The 20,968-nt window shown below is 42.3% G+C and carries 22 protein-coding genes and 1 tRNA gene; 17 read left to right on the forward strand and 6 right to left on the reverse strand.

What is annotated here, in order from left to right:
- Positions 1-15: 15 nt before the first annotated feature.
- On the reverse strand, positions 16-876 hold the full coding sequence (locus KF820_01025; protein ID MBX3456931.1) for a DMT family transporter: 861 nt from the start codon (positions 874-876) through the stop codon (positions 16-18).
- Between the two features lie 30 nt (positions 877-906).
- Positions 907-980: transfer RNA gene (locus KF820_01030), tRNA-Gln, on the reverse strand.
- 156 nt (positions 981-1,136) lie between these two features.
- On the opposite strand from KF820_01030, the gene KF820_01035 reads away from it, so the two are divergent.
- From KF820_01035 to KF820_01050, 4 genes are all read left to right on the forward strand, one after another.
- The gene (locus tag KF820_01035) at positions 1,137-2,201 is read left to right on the forward strand and encodes a Ppx/GppA family phosphatase (GenBank protein MBX3456932.1); all 1,065 of its coding nucleotides are present in this window, start codon (positions 1,137-1,139) and stop codon (positions 2,199-2,201) included.
- A 2-nt stretch (positions 2,202-2,203) separates the two neighbouring features.
- Positions 2,204-2,704: a DUF2628 domain-containing protein gene (locus tag KF820_01040; GenBank protein ID MBX3456933.1), complete on the forward strand. Its 501-nt coding sequence runs from the start codon at positions 2,204-2,206 to the stop codon at positions 2,702-2,704.
- Between the two features lie 63 nt (positions 2,705-2,767).
- Positions 2,768-3,433 carry an RlmE family RNA methyltransferase gene (locus tag KF820_01045; GenBank protein ID MBX3456934.1) on the forward strand — a complete coding sequence of 222 codons (666 nt, stop codon included), beginning with the start codon at positions 2,768-2,770 and terminating at the stop codon, positions 3,431-3,433.
- A 124-nt stretch (positions 3,434-3,557) separates the two neighbouring features.
- Positions 3,558-3,887 (forward strand): hypothetical protein, encoded by a 330-nt coding sequence (locus KF820_01050; protein ID MBX3456935.1) that lies wholly within the window; start codon positions 3,558-3,560, stop codon positions 3,885-3,887.
- 55 nt (positions 3,888-3,942) lie between these two features.
- On the opposite strand, the gene KF820_01055 is transcribed toward KF820_01050, so the two are convergent.
- The 3 genes from KF820_01055 to KF820_01065 form a co-directional block, all read right to left on the reverse strand.
- Positions 3,943-5,019 carry a SagB/ThcOx family dehydrogenase gene (locus KF820_01055; protein MBX3456936.1) on the reverse strand — a complete coding sequence of 359 codons (1,077 nt, stop codon included), beginning with the start codon at positions 5,017-5,019 and terminating at the stop codon, positions 3,943-3,945.
- A 107-nt stretch (positions 5,020-5,126) separates the two neighbouring features.
- Positions 5,127-6,227: a redox-regulated ATPase YchF gene (gene ychF / locus KF820_01060; GenBank protein MBX3456937.1), complete on the reverse strand. Its 1,101-nt coding sequence runs from the start codon at positions 6,225-6,227 to the stop codon at positions 5,127-5,129.
- A gap of 94 nt (positions 6,228-6,321) precedes the next feature.
- The gene (locus KF820_01065) at positions 6,322-7,170 is read right to left on the reverse strand and encodes a D-amino-acid transaminase (GenBank protein ID MBX3456938.1); all 849 of its coding nucleotides are present in this window, start codon (positions 7,168-7,170) and stop codon (positions 6,322-6,324) included.
- Positions 7,171-7,286: 116 nt separating this feature from the next.
- Here KF820_01065 and KF820_01070 point away from each other — a divergent pair, with 116 nt between their 5' ends.
- From KF820_01070 to KF820_01080, 3 genes are all read left to right on the forward strand, one after another.
- On the forward strand, positions 7,287-8,879 hold the full coding sequence (locus tag KF820_01070) for a methylcrotonoyl-CoA carboxylase (protein MBX3456939.1): 1,593 nt from the start codon (positions 7,287-7,289) through the stop codon (positions 8,877-8,879).
- A gap of 109 nt (positions 8,880-8,988) precedes the next feature.
- Positions 8,989-9,252, forward strand: coding sequence for a 30S ribosomal protein S20 (rpsT, locus tag KF820_01075; protein MBX3456940.1), 264 nt, complete (start codon positions 8,989-8,991; stop codon positions 9,250-9,252).
- Between the two features lie 87 nt (positions 9,253-9,339).
- Positions 9,340-10,362: an NAD(P)/FAD-dependent oxidoreductase gene (locus tag KF820_01080; protein ID MBX3456941.1), complete on the forward strand. Its 1,023-nt coding sequence runs from the start codon at positions 9,340-9,342 to the stop codon at positions 10,360-10,362.
- Here the strand turns inward: KF820_01080 and KF820_01085 are convergent.
- Positions 10,359-10,847 carry a hypothetical protein gene (locus tag KF820_01085; protein MBX3456942.1) on the reverse strand — a complete coding sequence of 163 codons (489 nt, stop codon included), beginning with the start codon at positions 10,845-10,847 and terminating at the stop codon, positions 10,359-10,361. The genes KF820_01080 and KF820_01085 overlap by 4 nt on opposite strands.
- A 177-nt stretch (positions 10,848-11,024) precedes the next feature.
- On the opposite strand from KF820_01085, the gene KF820_01090 reads away from it, so the two are divergent.
- From KF820_01090 to KF820_01135, 10 genes are all read left to right on the forward strand, one after another.
- Positions 11,025-11,426, forward strand: a complete 402-nt coding sequence (locus KF820_01090; GenBank protein MBX3456943.1) for a hypothetical protein — start codon at positions 11,025-11,027, stop codon at positions 11,424-11,426.
- 1 nt (position 11,427) lies between these two features.
- Positions 11,428-13,743 carry a hypothetical protein gene (locus tag KF820_01095; GenBank protein ID MBX3456944.1) on the forward strand — a complete coding sequence of 772 codons (2,316 nt, stop codon included), beginning with the start codon at positions 11,428-11,430 and terminating at the stop codon, positions 13,741-13,743.
- Between the two features lie 155 nt (positions 13,744-13,898).
- The gene (gene rpmG / locus KF820_01100) at positions 13,899-14,066 is read left to right on the forward strand and encodes a 50S ribosomal protein L33 (protein ID MBX3456945.1); all 168 of its coding nucleotides are present in this window, start codon (positions 13,899-13,901) and stop codon (positions 14,064-14,066) included.
- Positions 14,067-14,456: 390 nt separating this feature from the next.
- Positions 14,457-15,422, forward strand: coding sequence for a hypothetical protein (locus tag KF820_01105; GenBank protein MBX3456946.1), 966 nt, complete (start codon positions 14,457-14,459; stop codon positions 15,420-15,422).
- 671 nt (positions 15,423-16,093) lie between these two features.
- Positions 16,094-16,258: a hypothetical protein gene (locus tag KF820_01110; GenBank protein MBX3456947.1), complete on the forward strand. Its 165-nt coding sequence runs from the start codon at positions 16,094-16,096 to the stop codon at positions 16,256-16,258.
- A gap of 209 nt (positions 16,259-16,467) precedes the next feature.
- Positions 16,468-17,151: a triose-phosphate isomerase gene (tpiA, locus tag KF820_01115; protein ID MBX3456948.1), complete on the forward strand. Its 684-nt coding sequence runs from the start codon at positions 16,468-16,470 to the stop codon at positions 17,149-17,151.
- A 103-nt stretch (positions 17,152-17,254) separates the two neighbouring features.
- Complete coding sequence (gene secG / locus KF820_01120) at positions 17,255-17,548, forward strand: preprotein translocase subunit SecG (GenBank protein MBX3456949.1); 294 nt, start codon at positions 17,255-17,257, stop codon at positions 17,546-17,548.
- Between the two features lie 52 nt (positions 17,549-17,600).
- The gene (locus KF820_01125) at positions 17,601-19,232 is read left to right on the forward strand and encodes a CTP synthase (GenBank protein ID MBX3456950.1); all 1,632 of its coding nucleotides are present in this window, start codon (positions 17,601-17,603) and stop codon (positions 19,230-19,232) included.
- A gap of 11 nt (positions 19,233-19,243) precedes the next feature.
- Positions 19,244-20,068: a 3-deoxy-8-phosphooctulonate synthase gene (gene kdsA / locus KF820_01130; protein ID MBX3456951.1), complete on the forward strand. Its 825-nt coding sequence runs from the start codon at positions 19,244-19,246 to the stop codon at positions 20,066-20,068.
- A gap of 62 nt (positions 20,069-20,130) precedes the next feature.
- A complete protein-coding gene (locus KF820_01135) occupies positions 20,131-20,868 on the forward strand; it encodes a queuosine precursor transporter (GenBank protein MBX3456952.1) in 738 nt (245 codons plus the stop codon).
- The last annotated feature ends 100 nt before the right edge of the window (positions 20,869-20,968 follow it).

The raw sequence follows: 20,968 nt of genomic DNA on the forward strand, positions 1-20,968 counted from the left end.
GAATATTACCAATAATTAAGCATCACGATCACTCAGTGTCAGCCAGACAACCGCAACGATAATGACCAAACTCCCAAGGACTGTCCAGATATCAGGAATTTCAGAAAACATAAAGTATCCAATTGGAATACTCATACAAAGGCGTGTATATTCAAAAGGTGTTACAAAAGATGCTGGCGCCCGCTTGAGCGCATTGATATAGCAATACTGGGATAACACACCCGCCACCCCAATAACCGCCAGACGCCACAAATCATCCGGTTGCGGCGACTCCCAGAACCAAAGAGCAGAAACACCACTGACCGCTAAAACTCCGAATGTGGCATAGAACAGAACAGTCTCTGAACTATCGGTTCGTGTCAAACTTTTCGCACAAATGATCGCCAAACCGGCCGATAAATTCGCCATCAATGCAACTAAAACAGAGGGATCCAGTTCCCCTTCAGTCGGGCGAACCATAATCATGACACCGACATAGCCTAGGGCTAATGCCATCCACTTTGAAAGATTCACGCGTTCACGCAACAAAAGAATAGCAAGAACAGTTGTGAACAAAGGCCCAGTTTGACCGATCGCAGCCGCATAAGCAATTGGCAAATGCCGATAGGCATAATACGTACACCCCATGGATCCGGTCACAAAAAGAATGCGAAGCAAGTGCAATCCTAAACGGGTTGTTGCAAAATGCACCTTAAAGCCAACCCGCATGAACAAAGGCATGGCAACCAAGGCACCAACCAGACTTCTAGAAAAAATGAGACTCACTTGATTAACGGAACCATTTAAGGTCTTGGCCATGGCCATTGCTAGAGAAAACATCGATGACCAAAGAATAATCCAAGCAACCGCTCGATATCGGCACTGAGAAACGTTCATATGTTGGGGGCTCCTGTGCTAAATCTAGTATGGCTGGGGGACCAGGATTCGAACCTGAGTTGCCCGGTCCAGAGCCGGGAGTTCTACCGCTAAACTATCCCCCAGTGTATTTTTATGCTGGTTACGTGCCACTTTAGTAGATTTACACATTTTTTTACAGACTTCCAAGTAAAAAAAACCATTGAATTGAGGTTTTTTAGTTGAAACTGTGTTAGAATAGCATCAATTATATAAGTATGATCGTCAATAAAGGAAATGGCATGTTCAGGCCACGCAATCGCAAACAGTCATCCCCTAGCCAAAACTGGGATAGCCCGACTATTGCTGCTATTGACCTTGGAACAAACTCTTGTCGCCTATTGATCGCAAAAGTCGATGGTCAATCCTTTCGGGTTATTGACTCCTTTTCACGGGTCGTCCGTCTTGGTGAAGGACTCCATACAACCAATAACCTAACAGAAGCCGCCATCGATCGCACGATCGAAGCGCTACGCATTTGCCAAGAAAAGATCGAATCAAACAAAGTATCACACCTGCGCGCCGTCACAACCGAAGCATGTCGCCGCGCGGAAAACAGTGATATTCTGATTAAACGCGCCTTAAATGAGCTAGGCCTTTCAATCTCAATCATCTCAGCAGAAGAAGAAGCACGCTTAGCCTTATCCGGATGCGCCGGAGTCTTAAACAGCCGTATTCCCTTTGCCCTTGCTTTTGATATTGGCGGCGGGAGTACCGAAGTTATGTGGCTTCGCATTAATGAACCCCGCCGTCTTCATCGTAGACGATTTCCTGTCATCGAAGTTATTGATTGCATGTCCATTCCCTATGGGGTTGTCACCTTATGCGATCAATATCAGAACCAGTCCTATGATTCTCAGATATACAAGGAAATTCGAAATAATGTTTTTGAACTCCTCACGGGTTTTTCAAACAAAAACGATATTCATCAAGCCATGGAACGCAACAAAGTTCAGATGATCGGAACATCAGGAACAGTGACAACACTTGCAGCTATTAGCTTAAATTTAGAACGCTATGACCGTCGCATGATTGACGGTGTATTTCTAAATATCCCTGATATCCACCGTATGAGTTCGGAAATCTTTGAGATGAATCAAGAAGAAAGAGCCAACCACCCTTGTATCGGCGCAGGAAGAACAGATCTGGTCGTTATGGGGACAGGTATCTTAGAGGGCATCTGCGACCTGTGGCCTGTTGACCGATTACGTGTCGCAGACAGAGGTGTACGTGAGGGGTTATTAATGGAATTAATTAAAGATCTTCATCCGTCTAAGGGGCAACACACACGATTCCTTAAGAGATAATGATGTCTAAACCAATCACAATTGAGCAATTACGCCCCCATTATCAGACTGAAGATAGAAACACAGCCTACGATGATAAAAATACAGCGTACTACGATAATGTATTCACCAAGATTCTAGCAGGCAACATTTGGCAAGCGAATTTTGTCAGTGCGTTTTTTCCAGTGCCTTGGATGCTCTATCGGCGCATGTACACTATCGCATTTACCTATAACATAGCTTTATCCATAATATTGAGTGTCCTCCCAAATAATTATGCTCTTGTCATTATTCCGATTAACATCTTGATTATGTTATTTGCAGGTAATCTATTTTATTTCCGCACATTAACCAAAAAAATCAGTCACCCCCCATCAAATCCAACAGATTCACAGACTTGTATTGCCTATTTACTAGCCTCTATTGCAATGATTATCTTTGCACAATACCAAAGTATACTCGTCTATGCTGTCGAAATTGTCTTTTGGACTTGGGTTTACCTATACAGAAGAAAACCAGAGTAACTGTTGTAATTGTAGGCTTGATTTCCTATATTCAAGTTAACGAAACATTTGAACATATTCACCATGACGAATCGATTAAAAGTAAAACTCAAAAGCAACAAGAAGCGCACCAATTCACAACGTGCGTGGTTAGAACGTCAATTAAATGACCCTTATGTTCATCAAGCAAAGGCGGATGGCTATCGCTCTCGCGCAGCTTATAAACTTGTTGAGATTGATCAAAAATATCGAATTCTAAAACCTAGCCAAAAAATTATAGACTTAGGCGCGTGCCCTGGTGGATGGACACAAGTTGCCGTCAACCGATCAAAATCGCAAACCAATGAAAAATCTCGAGTAATCGGCGTTGATTTAACTGAAATGGATGATATCCCCGGAGCCACTGTTTTCCAAGGTGACTTTACCGAAGATGCAATCCAAAACCGGCTGATTGAACTACTTGATGGTAAAGCCAATGTAATCCTGAGTGATATGGCAGCACCTGCCTGTGGCATGACGGATGTAGACCACATTCGGATCATGATGCTGGTGGAGGAAGCCTTTAATTTTGCAGAAAATGTTCTTGCTCCTGGCGGCGCCTTTGTTGCTAAGGTTTTGCGCGGCGGCACAGAAACTCAACTCCTCAACCGCCTAAAAGCAGCCTTTCAAAAAGTGACTCACTTTAAACCACCTGCCAGCCGTAAAGATTCAGCAGAGATGTATGTTGTGGGCATTGGATTTAAAGGATAAGAGCACAACTGTTCCATCAAGTTTATTGTTATGTAGCTAAAAATAACTATACATTGATTATATTTTCTATTGATTTTTACTTAATTTATTAGCAATTATTGGTAAATATAAACGGAGGAAAAATATGGTAAAATTAACGTTAGTTGTTTTAAATTTAACTACAGCCGCATTCAGCCTAGACTCGGATTCAGATGGATCATGTTTCTCTTTACCAGCAGGATATAGAACGCCATTATCTAATGAGGCAACGATAGGGTCCTCTACCAAACAACCTTGCCAAAATATATCTGCACCGACAACGCATAAACGGTCGGCTTCGACGGGGACACCCGTAGCGATTCAACCCAATGATACTCAATTAGAAATAGGCTCAAAGCGCACAGGCAGCATGACCTCAGAACAATTTCAAGCTATGCTTAATAATACTGTCCCACTTAGCAGTAGCACCCATTAATAGGCAACTTATTTACGAGAAGCCTCTTTCTTGTAAAACGAATGAGGCTTTTTTATTATTTCTGGCGGAGTTTCATCACCATATCACGAACACGAGCAGGCACAGCGTTATCAGAACCATGGCCAACAAACACGGCTGTTACTGGAAAAAGACGCATTCCATCAACACCAAACTTCTCAGCAATAAACTCATCCCGCATAGATCCGGACAACCACGTTTTCAAGCCTAGACTTGTTGCTGATAATAAGGCTGTTTGTGAGATATGACCAGCCTCAAGAAAGACATATCCGTAGGCACGAGCAAACGGTGTTTTGTACCAAACCCGATTCATATCAACGGTTATAAAGATTCCGCAGGCAGCCCCTTTGACCCAGAATTGATCAACCATAATATGGGAAATTGCCGCATCGTCACATCCTTGTGATAATAACCCCAGTTTATGCCCCTTAGCGTCATAAAAGTAATATCCTGATTCAATCCCTTTGACATTAACAATCGCCAAAAACGCATCACAAGACTGAACACCACTACCCGAGGGTGAAGATTTACGTTCTGCAACCGTATTCAGGTCATCTTCAGCTAATTCTGCCCACTTTTGACCATGGATATAGCCAAAACTTGTAAACAGAATATCAGATAACTCCTGAGCTGTTATTGCTGTACCATCAAAATCCCTTGATGTTTTACGGTTTTTCAGACTCGAGTAGAGGCTATCCTGTTTAATCTTGGTCAGATCAGCTTCAGGCAAATCAACCCAAGAAATAATTTCAGGCTGAAACCGAGCTAACCCTGCAGGCTTTTCACGGGACATTTCAACAAATTGACGAGCACTTTCTTCTTCGGACAGAGACGGAATCATTGAGGTACGCATTGCAAAATGGCAAATCTCTGATAATTTATCCCCACCCCAAACTGAATCATCGGCAGGCTCCTCTAAAACTAATCCGCCTTCCAGCAAATCTCGATCAATATCATTTAACTTATCGCTGCATTGTCCATTCCAAAATTTAAGACGTGAAAAATAGGCATCTGTTAAATCAAATTCATCTTTGGTAAAAGCATTAATCGCAACAATTCCATCTTCTGATAGATGAAAAACGATACTGGGATTAGGATAAAGTTTGTGTTTCATTATTGAAGGTTCCTGAGTTAGATGTTTTTAACGCTTTCTCTCCCACAAGGGGAGAAGTAGGGGTTTCCCAGAATTCGCCGTAGGACTGTTTCTGATGAACAGCATGACTATACATTGAAGCGGAAATGAAACACATCCCCATCCTTTGCAACATAGTCACGCCCTTCAAGGCGCATTTTACCGGCTGCTTTTGCTCCGGATTCACCGGTACATGTAATATAATCATCGTAAGAAATTGTTTCTGCACAAATGAATCCACGCTCAAAGTCTGTATGGATTTCACCGGCAGCTTGCGGTGCTTTGGCACCTTGATGTGTTGTCCAAGCCCGTGCTTCTTTGGGGCCAATTGTAAAGAATGTCAACAATCCCAACAGATTATAACCTTCGCGAATAACTTGCTTAAGCCCTGTTTCCTTGAGACCCAACGATTGCAAGAACTCTAATTGTTCCTCTTCGGATTCCAAAGATGAAACTTCTGCTTCAATAGCAGCACTAATGACAACCGATTTTGCGCCGTTTGCCTTAGCATACTCTGCAACCTTTGCTGTATGCGTATTACCGGTCGCGGCTTCTTCTTCACTGACGTTACAGACATATAAAATTGGTTTAGACGTCAATAATTGCAATTGGTCAAACAAAGCTTTTTCATCCTTGCTGATCTCAAATTTATTGGCCATCTTCCCTTCTTCAAGGTGTTTTAAAACTTTTTGCATCAACGGCAATAACGCCTTAGCTTCTGCATCACCGCCCTTAATTTTCTTCTCGAGAGCCGGGATACGACGCTCGAGACTTTCCATATCAGACAGCATCAATTCTGTTTCGATGGTAGTCAAGTCGCGCAATGGGTCGACACTACCATCAACGTGCGTAATGTCATCATCTTCAAAGCAACGCAACACATGAATAATCGCGTCAACACTGCGAATATGGCCCAAGAACTGATTACCCAATCCTTCGCCCTTAGATGCCCCGCGGACCAACCCTGCAATATCGACAAACTCTAATTGTGTCGGAATAATTTTTTGGGATTGAGCGATTTTTGCCAACTCAAACAACCGTGGGTCAGGCACACCAACACGCCCCGTGTTCGGCTCGATAGTACAGAATGGATAATTCGCAGCCTCAGCCGCAGCTGTCGCTGTTAGTGCATTAAAAAGAGTTGATTTACCGACATTCGGCAAACCAACGATCCCACAGTTAAATCCCATTGAGTATCCTTTGATTTTATTAAGTTATGGATCTAATATAGCGACATTGTTTTAATTTTGCTACAGGAACGAAGGCGCTCTTTGGCTTCGCTCCTCATCCCCCTGTATAATCAAGGTACAACTGGCTCATTTTCTTAGCCATTTCTCCGGTCGTCCCCTGCCCTACAGGTTGATGATCAAGCATAATAATCGGCGTAACAGCTGAAGTGGATGCTGTCAAAATTATTTCCTGCGCTTGGCGCAACTCGTCTAGCGTAATGAGTGACTCTTCAACTGTAATACCTGCGCTACCAAGCAATTGAATTAATCTCTGACGTGTAATCCCTGCCAAAATATTACCTAAAAGTGGTGACGTCCTTAGTATTCCTTTATCATCAACAATCCAAACGTTTGCTGAGTTTGCTTCTGTCACAACTTTGTCTTTATTATAGAGAATAGATTCATAAGCCCCTGCCTCCACAGCCTGTTGTTTTCCTAATACATTCGGTAACAATGAAATAGATTTTATATCTGGTCGGGCCCAACGGTTATCAGGCATTGTAATAGCAGCAACGCCTTCCCCCCCCTTCTTCACAGCTTGGCCTTGATTAAAATACCGAGCTGTCACAACAATAGATGGCTCTATATGTTTTGGAAAAGCATGATATCGTGGCGCCACACCCCGTGTAATTTGAATATACAACATACCATCTTTAAGTCGATTTAAGCGGATAACTTCACGACAAATGTGCTCTAAAGCAGATCGTTCGAAAACTGCGGGTATCTGCAATTCTGACAACGAATAGTCTAATCGATCCAGATGCTCAAAAAAGTCAATCAATCGTCCTTTTACCAAACAAACCACTTCATAGACACCATCGGCAAACTGATATCCCCGATCTTCGATATGAACCGCTGCCTGCGCATGCGGTACATACGCCCCATTTACATATGCTATACGCATTTATTATCTTTCCGGAAAAATTATATCTTTAAAATACACCACAAACTTTCCTCTTTCAATGTCTGTCTATTTTTCGTTAGAATCAGGATAAGTCATATCACAGACAAGTAATCATTATGCCAATATTAAAATCAAAATTAGCCCCAACCTCTGAAAATCGCCAGACAATGTCAGCCCTAGTCAAAGAACTTCAGGATACTTTAGTCAAAATCTGCCATGGTGGCGGTGAAGTTGCTCGCAAACGCCACACAGATCGCGGAAAACTCTTAGCCCGTGACCGCATTGACTTATTAATTGATGAAGGCAGCCCCTTCCTTGAATTCGGAGCCTTAGCCGGACTCAATACCTATGACGATGAAATCCCTGCAGCAGGCATCATCACGGGTATTGGCCGCATTCACGGCCGCGAGTGTGTCATCGTCGCCAATGATGCCACAGTAAAAGGCGGAACATACTATCCGTTGACAGTTAAAAAGCATCTCCGCGCCCAAGAAATTGCCTTAGAAAACAATCTTCCATGCATTTATATGGTCGATTCCGGCGGCGCATTCTTACCGATGCAAGATCAAGTTTTCCCGGATCGCGATCATTTTGGTCGGATTTTCTATAACCAAGCCCAGCTGTCTTCAAAAGGTATTCCGCAAATCGCTGTAGTCATGGGATCGTGCACAGCCGGTGGCGCCTATGTTCCGGCTATGTGCGACCAATCCATCATCGTCAAGGGGACAGGCACAATCTTTTTGGGTGGCCCCCCCCTTGTCAAAGCAGCGACAGGCGAAGAAGTTACAGCAGAACAACTGGGTGGTGGTGATCTACATGCTAAAACATCTGGTGTTGTTGACCATCTGGCGAATAATGATGAACACGCGATTCAAATCGCCCGTGAGATTGTCGATACATTGCCTCGCTCAACCCCGTGGATGGCTCAGGAAACACCCGAAGAACCATTATATGATGCCGATGAAATCTATGACATTATTCCAACCGATGTACGCCAACCTTATGATGTCCGTGAAATTATCGCCCGTATCGTTGATGGTAGCCGCTTAGACGAATTTAAACCTCTATATGGCACAACCCTTGTCTGCGGCTTTGCCAAAATTTACGGTTATCGTGTTGGAATCATTGCGAACAATGGTATCTTATTCTCTGAGAGCGCTCTTAAAGGAGCTCACTTCATAGAACTCTGTTGCCAGCGTAAAATTCCATTGGTCTTTTTGCAAAATATCAGTGGATTCATGGTCGGCAGCAAATACGAAGCAGGAGGAATTGCCCGCGACGGCGCCAAACTCGTTCACGCAGTCGCCTGTGCCAATGTCCCAAAATTCACAGTCACAATTGGGGGCAGCTTTGGTGCAGGAAACTATGCTATGTGTGGTCGCGCCTATAGCCCACGATTCATGTGGACATGGCCAAACTCACGTATTTCAGTGATGGGTGGCGAACAAGCGGCAACCGTCCTGACTCTGATTCGCCAAGAGGCTCAATCTGCCAAAGGAACAACTTGGCCTGAAAAAGAGGTTGAGGCCTTCAAAGATACGATCCGTACTAAGTATGAAGCTGAAGGATCACCGTACTACGCATCAGCTCGCCTGTGGGATGACGGGATTATAGATCCCAGAGATACTCGGCGTGTTCTAGGGCTATCGATTGCTGCATCGTTAAATAAGCCAATCGATGATATGAAGTTTGGCGTCTTTAGGATGTAGTGATCCTGCTTATTTTTTACAAATCCACCAATTTTTCTTTGACGTGATAGATCAAATACGTTATAACTTATGCAAGAATAGATTTTTTATAGTTATTAAAGGATAAATAATGGCTAACCATCGTAATGCTGAAAAAGCTGCACGCCAAGCAGAAAAGCGCACAATTATTAACCGCGACCGCGTCAGCCGTATTCGCACATTCATTCGCAAAGCAGAAGAAGCAATTGCTGCCGGTTCAAAAGATTCCGCTTTGGAAGCTGTTCGCGTTGCTGAAGGTGAAATCATGCGTGGTGCATCAAAGGGTGCATTGAAAGCAAATACAGCTTCACGCAAAGTCTCTCGCTTGACAAAGCGCGCAAAAGCTATTGCATAAGTCTTTTGCAATACTTACTTATAAAGTAAGCCTTACCGTCAGGTGAGGCTTTTTTTATGAACTCTTTATCTTTATTTGAGGTTCACTATGTCCCATACCACTGATGTTGTTATTATCGGATCCGGCCCTGTCGGTTTGTTTGCTATTTTTGAATGTGGAATGCTGAAATTAGATTGTCACGTCATTGATGCACTTGATGCTATTGGCGGTCAATGTGCAGCTCTTTACCCAGAAAAGCCTATTTACGATATTCCAGCCCATCCACAAGTTACAGGGGCAGAACTAATCCACAACTTAGAACAACAAATCCTTCCCTTCAAACCAACATTCCATCTTGGACAACAAGTAACAACGATTGAGCAGTTGGATGATGAAGGAAAATCTTGGAAAATTATCACATCAAAAGGTACTGAGATACAGTGTAAGAGCATTATCATCGCTGCCGGTGTCGGAGCATTTGGTCCGAATCGCCCACCACTTGATGGTATCGAGACATACGAAGGGACAACTGTTCAATATTACATCAAAAATCGTGAAGCCTATCGCAACAAAAACATCGTTATCGCTGGTGGCGGTGATTCAGCAGTAGATTGGGCAATATCATTAAGTGAAATCGCCAATCGCGTCAGCGTTGTTCACCGACGCCCTAAATTCCGCGCAGCCCCTGAAAGCGAAGCTCGCCTGAATGATTTAGCTCAACAAGGGGTCATTGATCTGATAACGCCGTACCAACTTGATTCATTAAAAGGTGATAGCCGTAACCTTCATGCAGTAACTGTTAAGTCTATGGATGGTGAAGTCAAAGATATCGAAGCCGATTACTTATTGCCGTTCTTTGGTTTGTCTATGAACTTGGGGCCAATTGCTGAATGGGGACTCGGCATGGATAAAAGTCACATTCAGGTTGACCACTTAACCTCAGCGACAAGTCGCCCTGGCATCTATGCTATCGGTGACGTGGCTACCTATCCCCATAAACTTAAGTTAATTCTGACAGGATTTGCCGAAGGTGCACAAGCAGCTCATTCAATCCGTCGTTTCCTCTATCCGGAAGAAGTTATGCACTTTGAATACTCAACCACAAAAGGCGTCCCATCAAAAGCTGCTTAGTCAGCCTTGACGGGATAATCCTTAGGAAAAGAAGCCTTGATTCGACGCTCAACATCGCCTTTCTTCTCTTTCTTCAAAGCCACTCGTCCTGTTAGTGATTTTAGTTCGGCCCCCAATGAATCAATCTGAGATTGTAATTGCGCTATTCTAGTTTCAAGTTGCTTAATCTCAGATTTCATTGCTACGTGCTGGCGCTCAAACATATAAGCAATGATCTTGCCTAAAGATGACGTCGGATCATTAAGCATTGAACGCATACGAGGAGAAATACTTCCATCCGCCTCCATATGATTTAGGGCCTCACTAAGTGCCCCACGAATATTGCGTTCCAAAACATCCATCCTTTGACGCAAGTCAGCTATTTCTTTTGTTTGGTCTTGTGTTATTTTTTTCTCAGGGGCATGGAATGGCATGTTAAACTGCGTGTCAGCAGGAACGTTCGCCCACGAAATATTAATGAGCAAATAGCTGATAAGTGTATTCATAACATCGTTCCTTTCTCAATTCAGAAAATAGTTTAGCATTTTTAGGGGTAATAGCAACTCTAGCAATCTCAAATCATTATCGCATAAATTATATTAAAATAGTGTAAATTGTAATAAAATTATTTATAAATTTAGTAATATTTGCTATTAATTAATTACAACAGCTAGGGAGGGATCATGATTAGAGTATTAGCAACCTTGTGGGGACTAACCGTGTTTTGTCTTGCTCAAGATACCTCATCAAGGTTCGAAGCCTTAGAGCTTCAAATAAAAGAACTTAGCGAAAAAACTCAACTCCAAGCTGCAACAATACAGCGATTAGAAACCCTGCTGACGCACGATCATCGCTCAGCACCCATATACAGAAAAGTATTGCCTGCCGATAAAATCTTAGGGACATCCATTATTTTTGCTCTTATGTGCGCCTACACTGTATTTATGGACACAGGAAGCATCGTCCTGACTTTTGGAACGTTTGCGTCTTATTTATATACATTTTATGGGTTTTTAAAGATTGTTCGAAATAGTGCAACCGTTGCCGGCAATTCATCGATCATAACAAAAGCCACGCGAGATTAATATGGCTGAACCATCAACAGCTCTAACTCTTTTGACCGGTGCAATTCAAAGTTTTAGCATTGCAACAACAGCACTCAAACCACCCCCACCTGGTTTTCGCCCTGAGCCTCTGGTTGTTTATTTAGAAGACTTAAAATTAAACACCCCCGAACTAGAAACTATACCAACAGAAGTTCAAGAAAATTGGCGTGATCATATCTACCATACACGCAATGGTTTGGCTCGAATGATTTCTCCTTCTTCGCTAGCAGGACAGGCAATTTCTTACGCCACTCCTCATGTGCGCCAATTAGAAGAACGGGCCAAAAGCAAAGCTCTTGATTTTTACCAGCAAGGAGTTGATGACACAGATCGAGAAACACTCTCTCAAGTGTGGCGCGTTTCAACATGGGCATGGAGAAGAATTGGGAGTTATATTACCCATAACCTTATGGAGGGGGCATTTCTCGGTTACAATGACCAAATGCGCTTTGATTTAGCGACTCGTTTTTCTTACCTCCGCATGATGCACCATGCAACCAAAGCGGATGCTTATCGTGAACTGGCTTTTCACAAGGACACTCTTTTTTTCGTAAGAAACCGCATTCCTCAGATTACCCAAGCAACGCAACTACAATCATCAAAACAACAGTTATGGCGATACCGATGGTTAACCGCAGAAAAAGTTAGCATCCTTGATGTCAGCCTCACGATGCAACTTAACCTTTATGGTCAAATATTGCAAAATCAGGATGATACAACACCAACAGAATATCGATACCAAGCTATTCTCAATTATCATCGCATCAATATGATGCTGGCTGAAATCCGTGCGTCTTATTTCAATCATATGATTGAAATTAAACCAAAATCGTGGTGGTCGCCCTATATTCAACGAAGCGTTGATTTCTTGACAGACAGCATTTCCCGATTAGACTCTACTGAAACAAAGGAACCAAGACATTTCCTCGATGTCTATAAAGATGCACTTAACTTGAATTGGGAAGTGTACGACCAACTTTTCCCCCACTGCAAAACAACGAAACAACCCGAAAAAACGCTGGAAGATTTTGTAGCAGCCATTTCAGAAGATAATTTTATTCTCGCAAAGTGGATTACCTTAAGCATAGAAACACCCGGCTCTAATTTTAATTGGATGCGTGAAGCCAGTGAATTCGAAAACTACAAACGCGCTGTTGATCGATTAATCCATATTCAAAACCAAATCGACGATATCATCACACACTTGTACAGCATTAATGACGTCCTGTTCAGGCAGTTTTTGAATGAAGACAAAATTAAGTTTGATTACCGTGGGATCAGCCAGCATATCTATCGCCTGTGGGACTTAAGAAATAGGGTCGACGAGCTTAGAATTTATTACAGGACTGCTTATATAAAATCCCTAAAAACGACGGTTAACGAAACCGATAAATCATATTGGGATAGAATTACGCAATCCGCTAAGAACAAAGCTCTTAGAAAAATACTGGAAGGTCAATTCTTTGACGCCTCTGAAACACGAGAGCAAGTCCTTACCCGACTCGAGCAATTCAAACATGAATATGCCGAGGCTCTAAAAGCTATCCAATCATTTTCTCTACCAAAAGGTATATCTTCCATACCAGCATCCCTTCTTAGCCTCGTTGATCGCGGCACAGAATTTTATCCGGTCATTTATACATTTGAAGAATATTATCAAATTTTTGAAAGCAAGCAAACTGTCTCTTCTCTGGATATTCAGTATGCTGTCTATAACTTAAATCGTATTGTTAGAATATCCCCTAATTCATTTTGGAAAGCCCAACAAGACGAAATCACTAAACTTGCTTATGTCGCAAAAGAATTAAAAAAAGCAAGTATGCTTGCTGACATTTATGAGCAACATACGGGCAACACCATATTTAAAAATATTCGAACTGAAATAACTAAAGCAGCACAAACACTAGGACCAAGTTACCTTAAATATATTCGGTCTGAATGGCATAGATTGCATCAACTGAATGTATCACGAGTATTCACAAGTGCTGGCAACAAATTGGGTCGACTCATCACTCAAGGCCATATTACGGATACAACAAAAGAATTCCGAGAAGTATATCCAGAGTTAATTAAGTTTATTGATGACACAACACAGCTTTTACTAAAAAATGCAGGAACGATTGACGCTCCGCAAACGGAAATTAAAATCGGTAATATTACCGTAAAAATCCCTGAGAAAAAACCGTCATCAAGCCAAAAGTCAGCCCGAGATCAAAGAAAAGAGAACCGATCAGCAAGCCTGTTAATCTTAGAATCATCCATCAAAGACGATTATAATCCTGAATCGACAACTTAGCTCTAATCGCATAAAAAATAAAAAATCTGAAAGCTAGCAAAAATTAGTTATGTTCACTTGACTCTACTTAAAAAGGAATTGACGACCACCCTTATATTTGATATAAAAGACTAAAATTGTAACTGTGCTGAATAGGCACTTGATGGAGAATTAACATGGCAAAAGCCGCAACAATCGCAATTAAGATGCTCAGCACAGCTGACACAGGCTATTTTTACGTAGCGAAAAAAAATCCACGTAAAAAGCCGGAAAAATTTGAATTCCGTAAATACGATCCAGTCGTTCGTAAACATGTTTTGTTCAAAGAAACAAAAATTAAATAAAAATTACCCCCGCTTTCGGGGGTTTTTAATATAACCTATTCGAATTAGACTAGGATGATAAAGGACGTCAGATTAAAATGGTCTAGAATTCTCACACTTAGCGAATTTAACCACATCTTCCACATGAGAGAAAAATCAGAGCAATTTTTTTCTCATTCTCAGAAAGTCATGACGCAGCAGAACCATCGCTGCCCCCCCCAACAATAATCCTAGTGTGATTTGTATGGCCGTAATTCCCAATCTAAATGAATCCGGCTCTTATTCAATTTCCTGCCTCAGGACAATAAATATGAATATAGCCCCAAAGTTTTTATGTCCCTATTAATATTTTGTTATCTTTTCTAAAATATATTTTTATATGATAACAATATGAATTATATGAGGTTAGTCATGAAATATATTGCCACATCTCTTCTTTTTTCTATAGCGGCTATTAATGTTAACGCTACAAATCCCTCTTCTCCTATTGAGATAACAGGTTCAGGGATGCAACTTAAGAAAAATATAAACTTAGGCATTAAGGCTCTTAAACAAAAGGCTACCCAAATGGATCAGAATGCTATAGATGCCATTGCTAATTACGGCGAAACAAGAGAGGCAATAGAAGCCTACAATCGAGGCATAGCAGGTCCGCCTCCTCAACAATTCCAACCTCAATCAGGCTCATCTGGTGGCACCTACGGAGAGCCTTTTGCTCGGCCACAAACTTCTTCTTCCGCAGGAGAGTCACTAGGGGATCAATTTAGATTAGCCGAACAATATCTGACTCAACTCAGAGATAAGATGCAAAGAGGAGATCTTCTAAACGAGAATGAGCAAAGGTTCTTAGACCGTTGGGAAGAATTGCAACGACTTAAACAGCACGAAGGGCGTTATCAATATAAGAGAACAAATGAGGATGACATGCCACCGCCTCCGCAGGCTAATGATGTGCCACCGCCTCCGCAGGCTAATGATGTGCCACCGCCTCCGCCACCACCGCAGTCTAATGATGTGCCGCCGCCTCCGCCACCACCGCAGGCTAATGATGTGCCGCCGCCTCCGCCACCACCGCGGGCTAATGATGTGCCGCCGCCTCCGCCACCACCGCGGGCTAATGATGTGCCGCCGCCTCCGCCGCCTCCGCAGGCTAATGATGTGCCGCCCTCTCAGCAGAATAAAGGACCACTACCTTTTTCAGAAGATAATCTGCGAAACCAAAGAGGCAATTTAAAACCACCTTCTAAAAAAACTCAACATGAGAAACCGCAGGACACAGGAAATCCACTGTTTGATACACTTCGAGAAAAATTTAAGAACGCTTATGACGCTGATAGTGACTCAGAAGGAAGCGATTCAGACTCAGATTGGGATTAACATATAGTCACGCCATTTAGATGATTATAATTTGGTGATCATAAGAACAAATATGCCCATGAGCTCTTGATGATAAAGAGTTCATGGGGCTTTATGAGAAAAGCAAGAGAATGCGCTGTAGTCACAAGGTTTAGCAGGGAATTAATTTAGGAAGATTAGGAGCTTAGCAAAATAATAGAAAAAAGGATCTGCAATATATAGTCAAAACAAAATAAAAAGGCTGTAATTTTAGAAAAAGATTTGATAATTTTTCTAAATGACGTATTCAATAGATTTGTGTATAAAAGTATTTGAGGTAAAAGCAAGAGAAGGTTTTACCTACGAGGAAACAGTAAAATATTTTGGGATAGGAAAAACGACATTAGTAAGATAGCATCGAATGCTATCCCCTTTACTGAGTCGTAATAAACCTGCCACAGCTATTAACATGGATCTCTTGAAACAAGATGTGGAGAAGTAACCGGATTCGTACCAATATGAGCGAGCAGAACGATTCAAGGTTAGTCAAATGTGCATTCACTATACCCTTAAACGATTAGGTGTTTCCTATAAAAAAACTCTAAACCACCCAAGGATGAATCCCGAAAAGCAGTCTATGTTTTGCCAAACAATTGAGGAGTTAAGAAAGGATGAACTTCCTTTAGTCTTCATAGATGAAAGCGGTTTTACCCATGATGTGCCTCGTACACATGGCCATTCATCGAAAGGACAGAAATGTTTTTGCCGCCCTATTCCCCAGATCCCAATCCTATCAAGAAAAAATGGGCTCAAGCAAAAAATTAAGACGTACAACAGGACTTTCACTAGAACAACTCTTTTTAACGACTGATTTATAAATGGTTTATTTTTTTTGACTACAAATCAATAAATACAGAGGGCTGAGTAAAAATGAAGTTTACTCATTTTGCTGGGCTCCGGGTCATACCTAGATAAAGTTCCTTGATTCCATGACCTCAAATCAAGGCTGCCAAGCACTCTCCTTTAAAATAAAAATTACAATTATTGTTTTTTCGACTATATTTGAGACATAAGAATGGAGGGACTTATGTCAAAAATTATCGTTGCTAACTGGAAAATGAATGGATCATTTGATTTTATTGATTCTTTTTTCTCAAACTTTACAGCTCCAAGTAAAAATCAACTGATCGTTTGCCCACCCTTTCCATATTTACCTCTTATCAAGAAAAAAAACGTCACTGTCGGTGCCCAAAACTGCAGCCAACATCTATCAGGAGCCTTTACAGGTGAGGTTGCACCCACAATGCTCAAAGATATTGGATGCGACTATGTTATCTTAGGTCATTCTGAACGTCGTCAATATCACCATGAATCAAATGAATTAATCCGCGCAAAATCAAATACAGCACTAGACGCTGGCATTATCCCAATTATTTGTGTTGGTGAATCAAAAGAAATCCGCGAATCCGGTCATCATATTGAGACCGTCCTAAATCAGGCAAAAGAATCTATCCCAACTCAGTCAGAGAATTTTATGCTTGCCTACGAACCTGTCTGGGCAATTGGCACAGGACTCACTGCATCAGAAGACAACATCGCAGAAATGCACACCGCGTTACGTCAACTCTTACCGACCATACCCCTTCTCTACGGAGGATCCGTCAATAAGGAAAACTCACAGTCTATCATGTCAATCCTAAATGTAGATGGTGTCCTGGTTGGCGGAGCAAGCCTAAAACCAGATGATTTGATGGCAATCGCAAATTTCTAATATGATTCTGAAGTTACGCCAAGAGAACAAATATCATTTCGTTTGCGCCTCAGGTAAAGATATGGTATATCTGATTCTATGTATTAATTTCAGAGGTCGAACTATGACTATCTTATTGTTTATTCACGTTGTAATCACGGTCGCATTGATCGGTGTAATTCTGCTACAAAAAAGCGATGGTAGTGGTATGGGCCTTGGTGGCAATCCAACAAGCAGCATGTTTTCTGCTCGTGGCGCAGCAAACCTTTTAACACGTGCAACAGCTGTTCTTGCAACCCTGTTTTTCATAAACGCAATTTTGATGGCTGCAATTTCAAAGCACCAATCACATTCTGTTGATAAAATCTTAGGGGAGGCACCTGCCCAACCTTCGATTCCGACAGACAACTCAAACTAACAAATCAAAGGGGGCAATAGCCCCCTAAAAAATTGGTATCAGAGATTTAAGTATGGCTAAATTTATATTTGTAACGGGTGGCGTCGTCTCGTCATTAGGAAAAGGTCTTGCCGCATCTGCCTTGGCTGCAGTTCTTCAGGCACGTGGGTTTAAAACCCGTCTTCGCAAACTTGACCCCTACCTTAACGTTGACCCAGGAACCATGAGCCCCTATCAGCACGGTGAAGTTTTTGTCACGGATGATGGTACTGAATCCGACTTGGATCTTGGTCATTATGAACGCTTCACAGGCGTTAGCGCTAAAAGAACAGACAGTATTACCACAGGAAAAATTTATTCAGCCGTCTTGGCCAAAGAACGTCGTGGTGACTATCTAGGTGCCACCGTCCAAGTTGTCCCCCACATTATCGACGAGATAAAAACATTCGTCACAAGCGACATTACGGATGAAGATTTTGTAATCTGTGAAATTGGTGGCACTGTTGGGGATATCGAAAGCCTTCCCTTTCTCGAGACAATCCGACAATTAGGAAATGACTTGGGACGCGAGAACTGCATGTACATCCATGTAACGCTACTTCCCTATATTGCTGCAGCTGGTGAAATCAAGACAAAGCCAACACAACATTCCGTGAAAGAATTGTTAAGCGTGGGAATTCAACCAGATTTGCTTCTCTGCCGATCGGACCGCGAAATTCCAGAAGATGCCCGTCGCAAACTAGGCCTATTCTGCAATGTTAAAGCTGAACGCGTCATCGAAGCAAGCGACCTTAAGTCTATTTACGAAGCACCACTTGTCTACCATGCGAATGGTTTAGACACCGAAGTTTGTAAATACTTCAAGATTGACGCAAAAGAACCGGACCTTTCCATCTGGAAAGAGATCGTCCGACGTATCCATAACCCTGAAGGCATGGTGACGATCGCTATCGTTGGAAAATATGTCCAATTACTGGACGCCTATAAATCTCTGATTCAATCATTAACCCACGCCGGAATTGCACACAACGTCAAAGTAAACCTCAAATGGGTTGATTCTGAACTAACGGATCAAGTCTCAGAACAACTCAAAGGCGTACAAGCCATTCTGGTTCCCGGTGGCTTTGGAAACCGTGGTGTAGAAGGTAAACTCGAAGCAGTTCGTTTTGCTCGTGAAAACAAAATCCCTTATTTTGGCATCTGTTTTGGCATGCAACTCGCTGTGCTTGAAACGGTGCGAAACGTCTTGGGCATCAAGACGGCAAACTCAACAGAACTGGATGCAACCACACCAGAACCCGTGATTGGTCTCATGACAGAATGGATGGATGGTGAAACTTTGCAAAAACGTCAAAAAAATAGCAATATGGGCGGAACTATGCGCCTTGGTGCTTATGACTGCACCCTATCACCGACGTCAAGAATAGCTGAACTTTATGGATCCCATAAAATTTCTGAACGCCATCGCCATCGTTATGAAGTCAATACAGCCTACAAGGATCGCATTGAAGCAACAGGACTGAAGTTTGTTGGCATGTCCCCCGAGGGAGACCTTCCTGAAGTTGTGGAACTCCAAGATCACCCGTGGTTCATTGGCGTTCAGTTCCACCCTGAATTTAAATCCAGACCGTTTGCACCTCACCCCCTATTTATGGGGTTTGTGGGTGCAGCTATGAATAATCTAAAACTAAACCTCAACGCATAGAAAGAAAATAAATGACACACCATGTAAAAATTGGAAATATCACATTTGGCAATGATTTGCCGTTTGTTTTGCTCGCAGGACCTTGTGTTTTAGAAAGCCGAGAACATGCGTTAATGATGGCAGGCACCCTTAAGGAAATCACGGATCGCGTCGGAATTCCTTTTATCTATAAGACGTCATTTGATAAAGCAAATCGTACTTCCATCAATGGGATCCGCGGTATGGGATTAGAAGCTGCTCTACCGATTTTCAAAGAAATCAAAGAAACTTTTGGCTGTCCTGTTATAACAGACGTGCACTCTCCTGAACAATGTGCTGCTGTTGCAGAGGCCGTTGATATCTTGCAAATCCCGGCATTCTTATGCCGTCAAACAGACTTACTTCAAGCCGCAGCAGAAACCGGAAAAGTGATCAACGTTAAAAAAGGACAATTCCTTGCCCCATGGGATATGGTCAACGTTGTGAAAAAGATCGAAGGATTTGGCAACACCAATATTCTACAATGTGAACGCGGTGTTTCCTTTGGATATAACACTCTTGTCTCTGACATGCGTTCCCTTGCCATTATGGCGCAGAATAACTATCCCGTTGTTTATGATGCAACTCACTCTGTTCAGCAACCGGGCGGCGCAGGTGCATCATCAGGCGGTGATCGTCAATTCGTTCCTGTCTTAGCCAAGGCAGCTGTTTCTGTTGGCGTGGCTGCTGTCTTCATGGAAACGCACCAAGATCCGGATAACGCACCAAGTGATGGGCCAAACATGGTAAAACTCCATGACATGGAAGCTTTATTGACCAAGCTCAAGAAGTTTGATCAACTCGCAAAGGCAAACTAATAACACCTTCTCCCCTTGAGGAAAGGGTTAAAATCACCTTCATTCAAAAGAGTATTTCAAGCATGGATACAACTCTTGTTGCATCACTCGTAACTTATCTGCAAGGGACAAGCGTTGAGCTTGTCTCTGTTTATTTATTTATTACCAGCATCCTGATCATCTTAGGGTTATTCCGATACCTCGGTCTTCATGGATTGTATGCGTACAACGTGATTGCAACAATTCTTGCCAACATCCAAGTCTTAAAAATATCACAATTTAAACTCTCGCCGGAACCCGTTGCTTTGGGTACCATAACCTTTGCAACCATCTTCTTGGTCAGTGATATGATTACTGAACATTACGGTAAAGAAGCCGCTAAACGTAGCATTTGGCTGAGTTTTTCCGCCCAAATCATCGTCACAGTCTTGATGATCTTAACCCTTGGTCACACGCCTGTTGCGGGAGATGCAGGGCATATTGCCATGGAAACCTTGTTTATGCCGTCTCCGCGACTCGTGATTGCAAGCCTTGTCTCTTTTGTTATCAGTCTGATGATTGACATCCAACTGTACAACGCCATTAACCGATGGACACAACACCGCTTTTTATGGCTAAGAACAAGCGCTTCAACTATTGTCGGCGCCCTTGCCGATAACATCATCTTCAGCACTTTGGCTTGGGTTATTTTATCTCCGACACCTGTATCTATTCAAACTCTTATTTATACTTACATCTTAGGAACCTATATCGCTCGGGTCCTTATCGCTATTGCCTCAACCCCTGTTATGTATCTAAGTTATTGGGTAAAACAAAAATAAATCTTATGACCAAGTTTTGTTCTACTAATGAGACGAATAACTTTTCATTTCCCATCTTAACAAAGGTATGAGATACTCTCACTGACAATTAATTAATATA

This window comes from Candidatus Paracaedibacteraceae bacterium, from assembly GCA_019636055.1.
Taxonomy (GTDB): domain Bacteria; phylum Pseudomonadota; class Alphaproteobacteria; order Paracaedibacterales; family Paracaedibacteraceae; genus Paracaedibacter.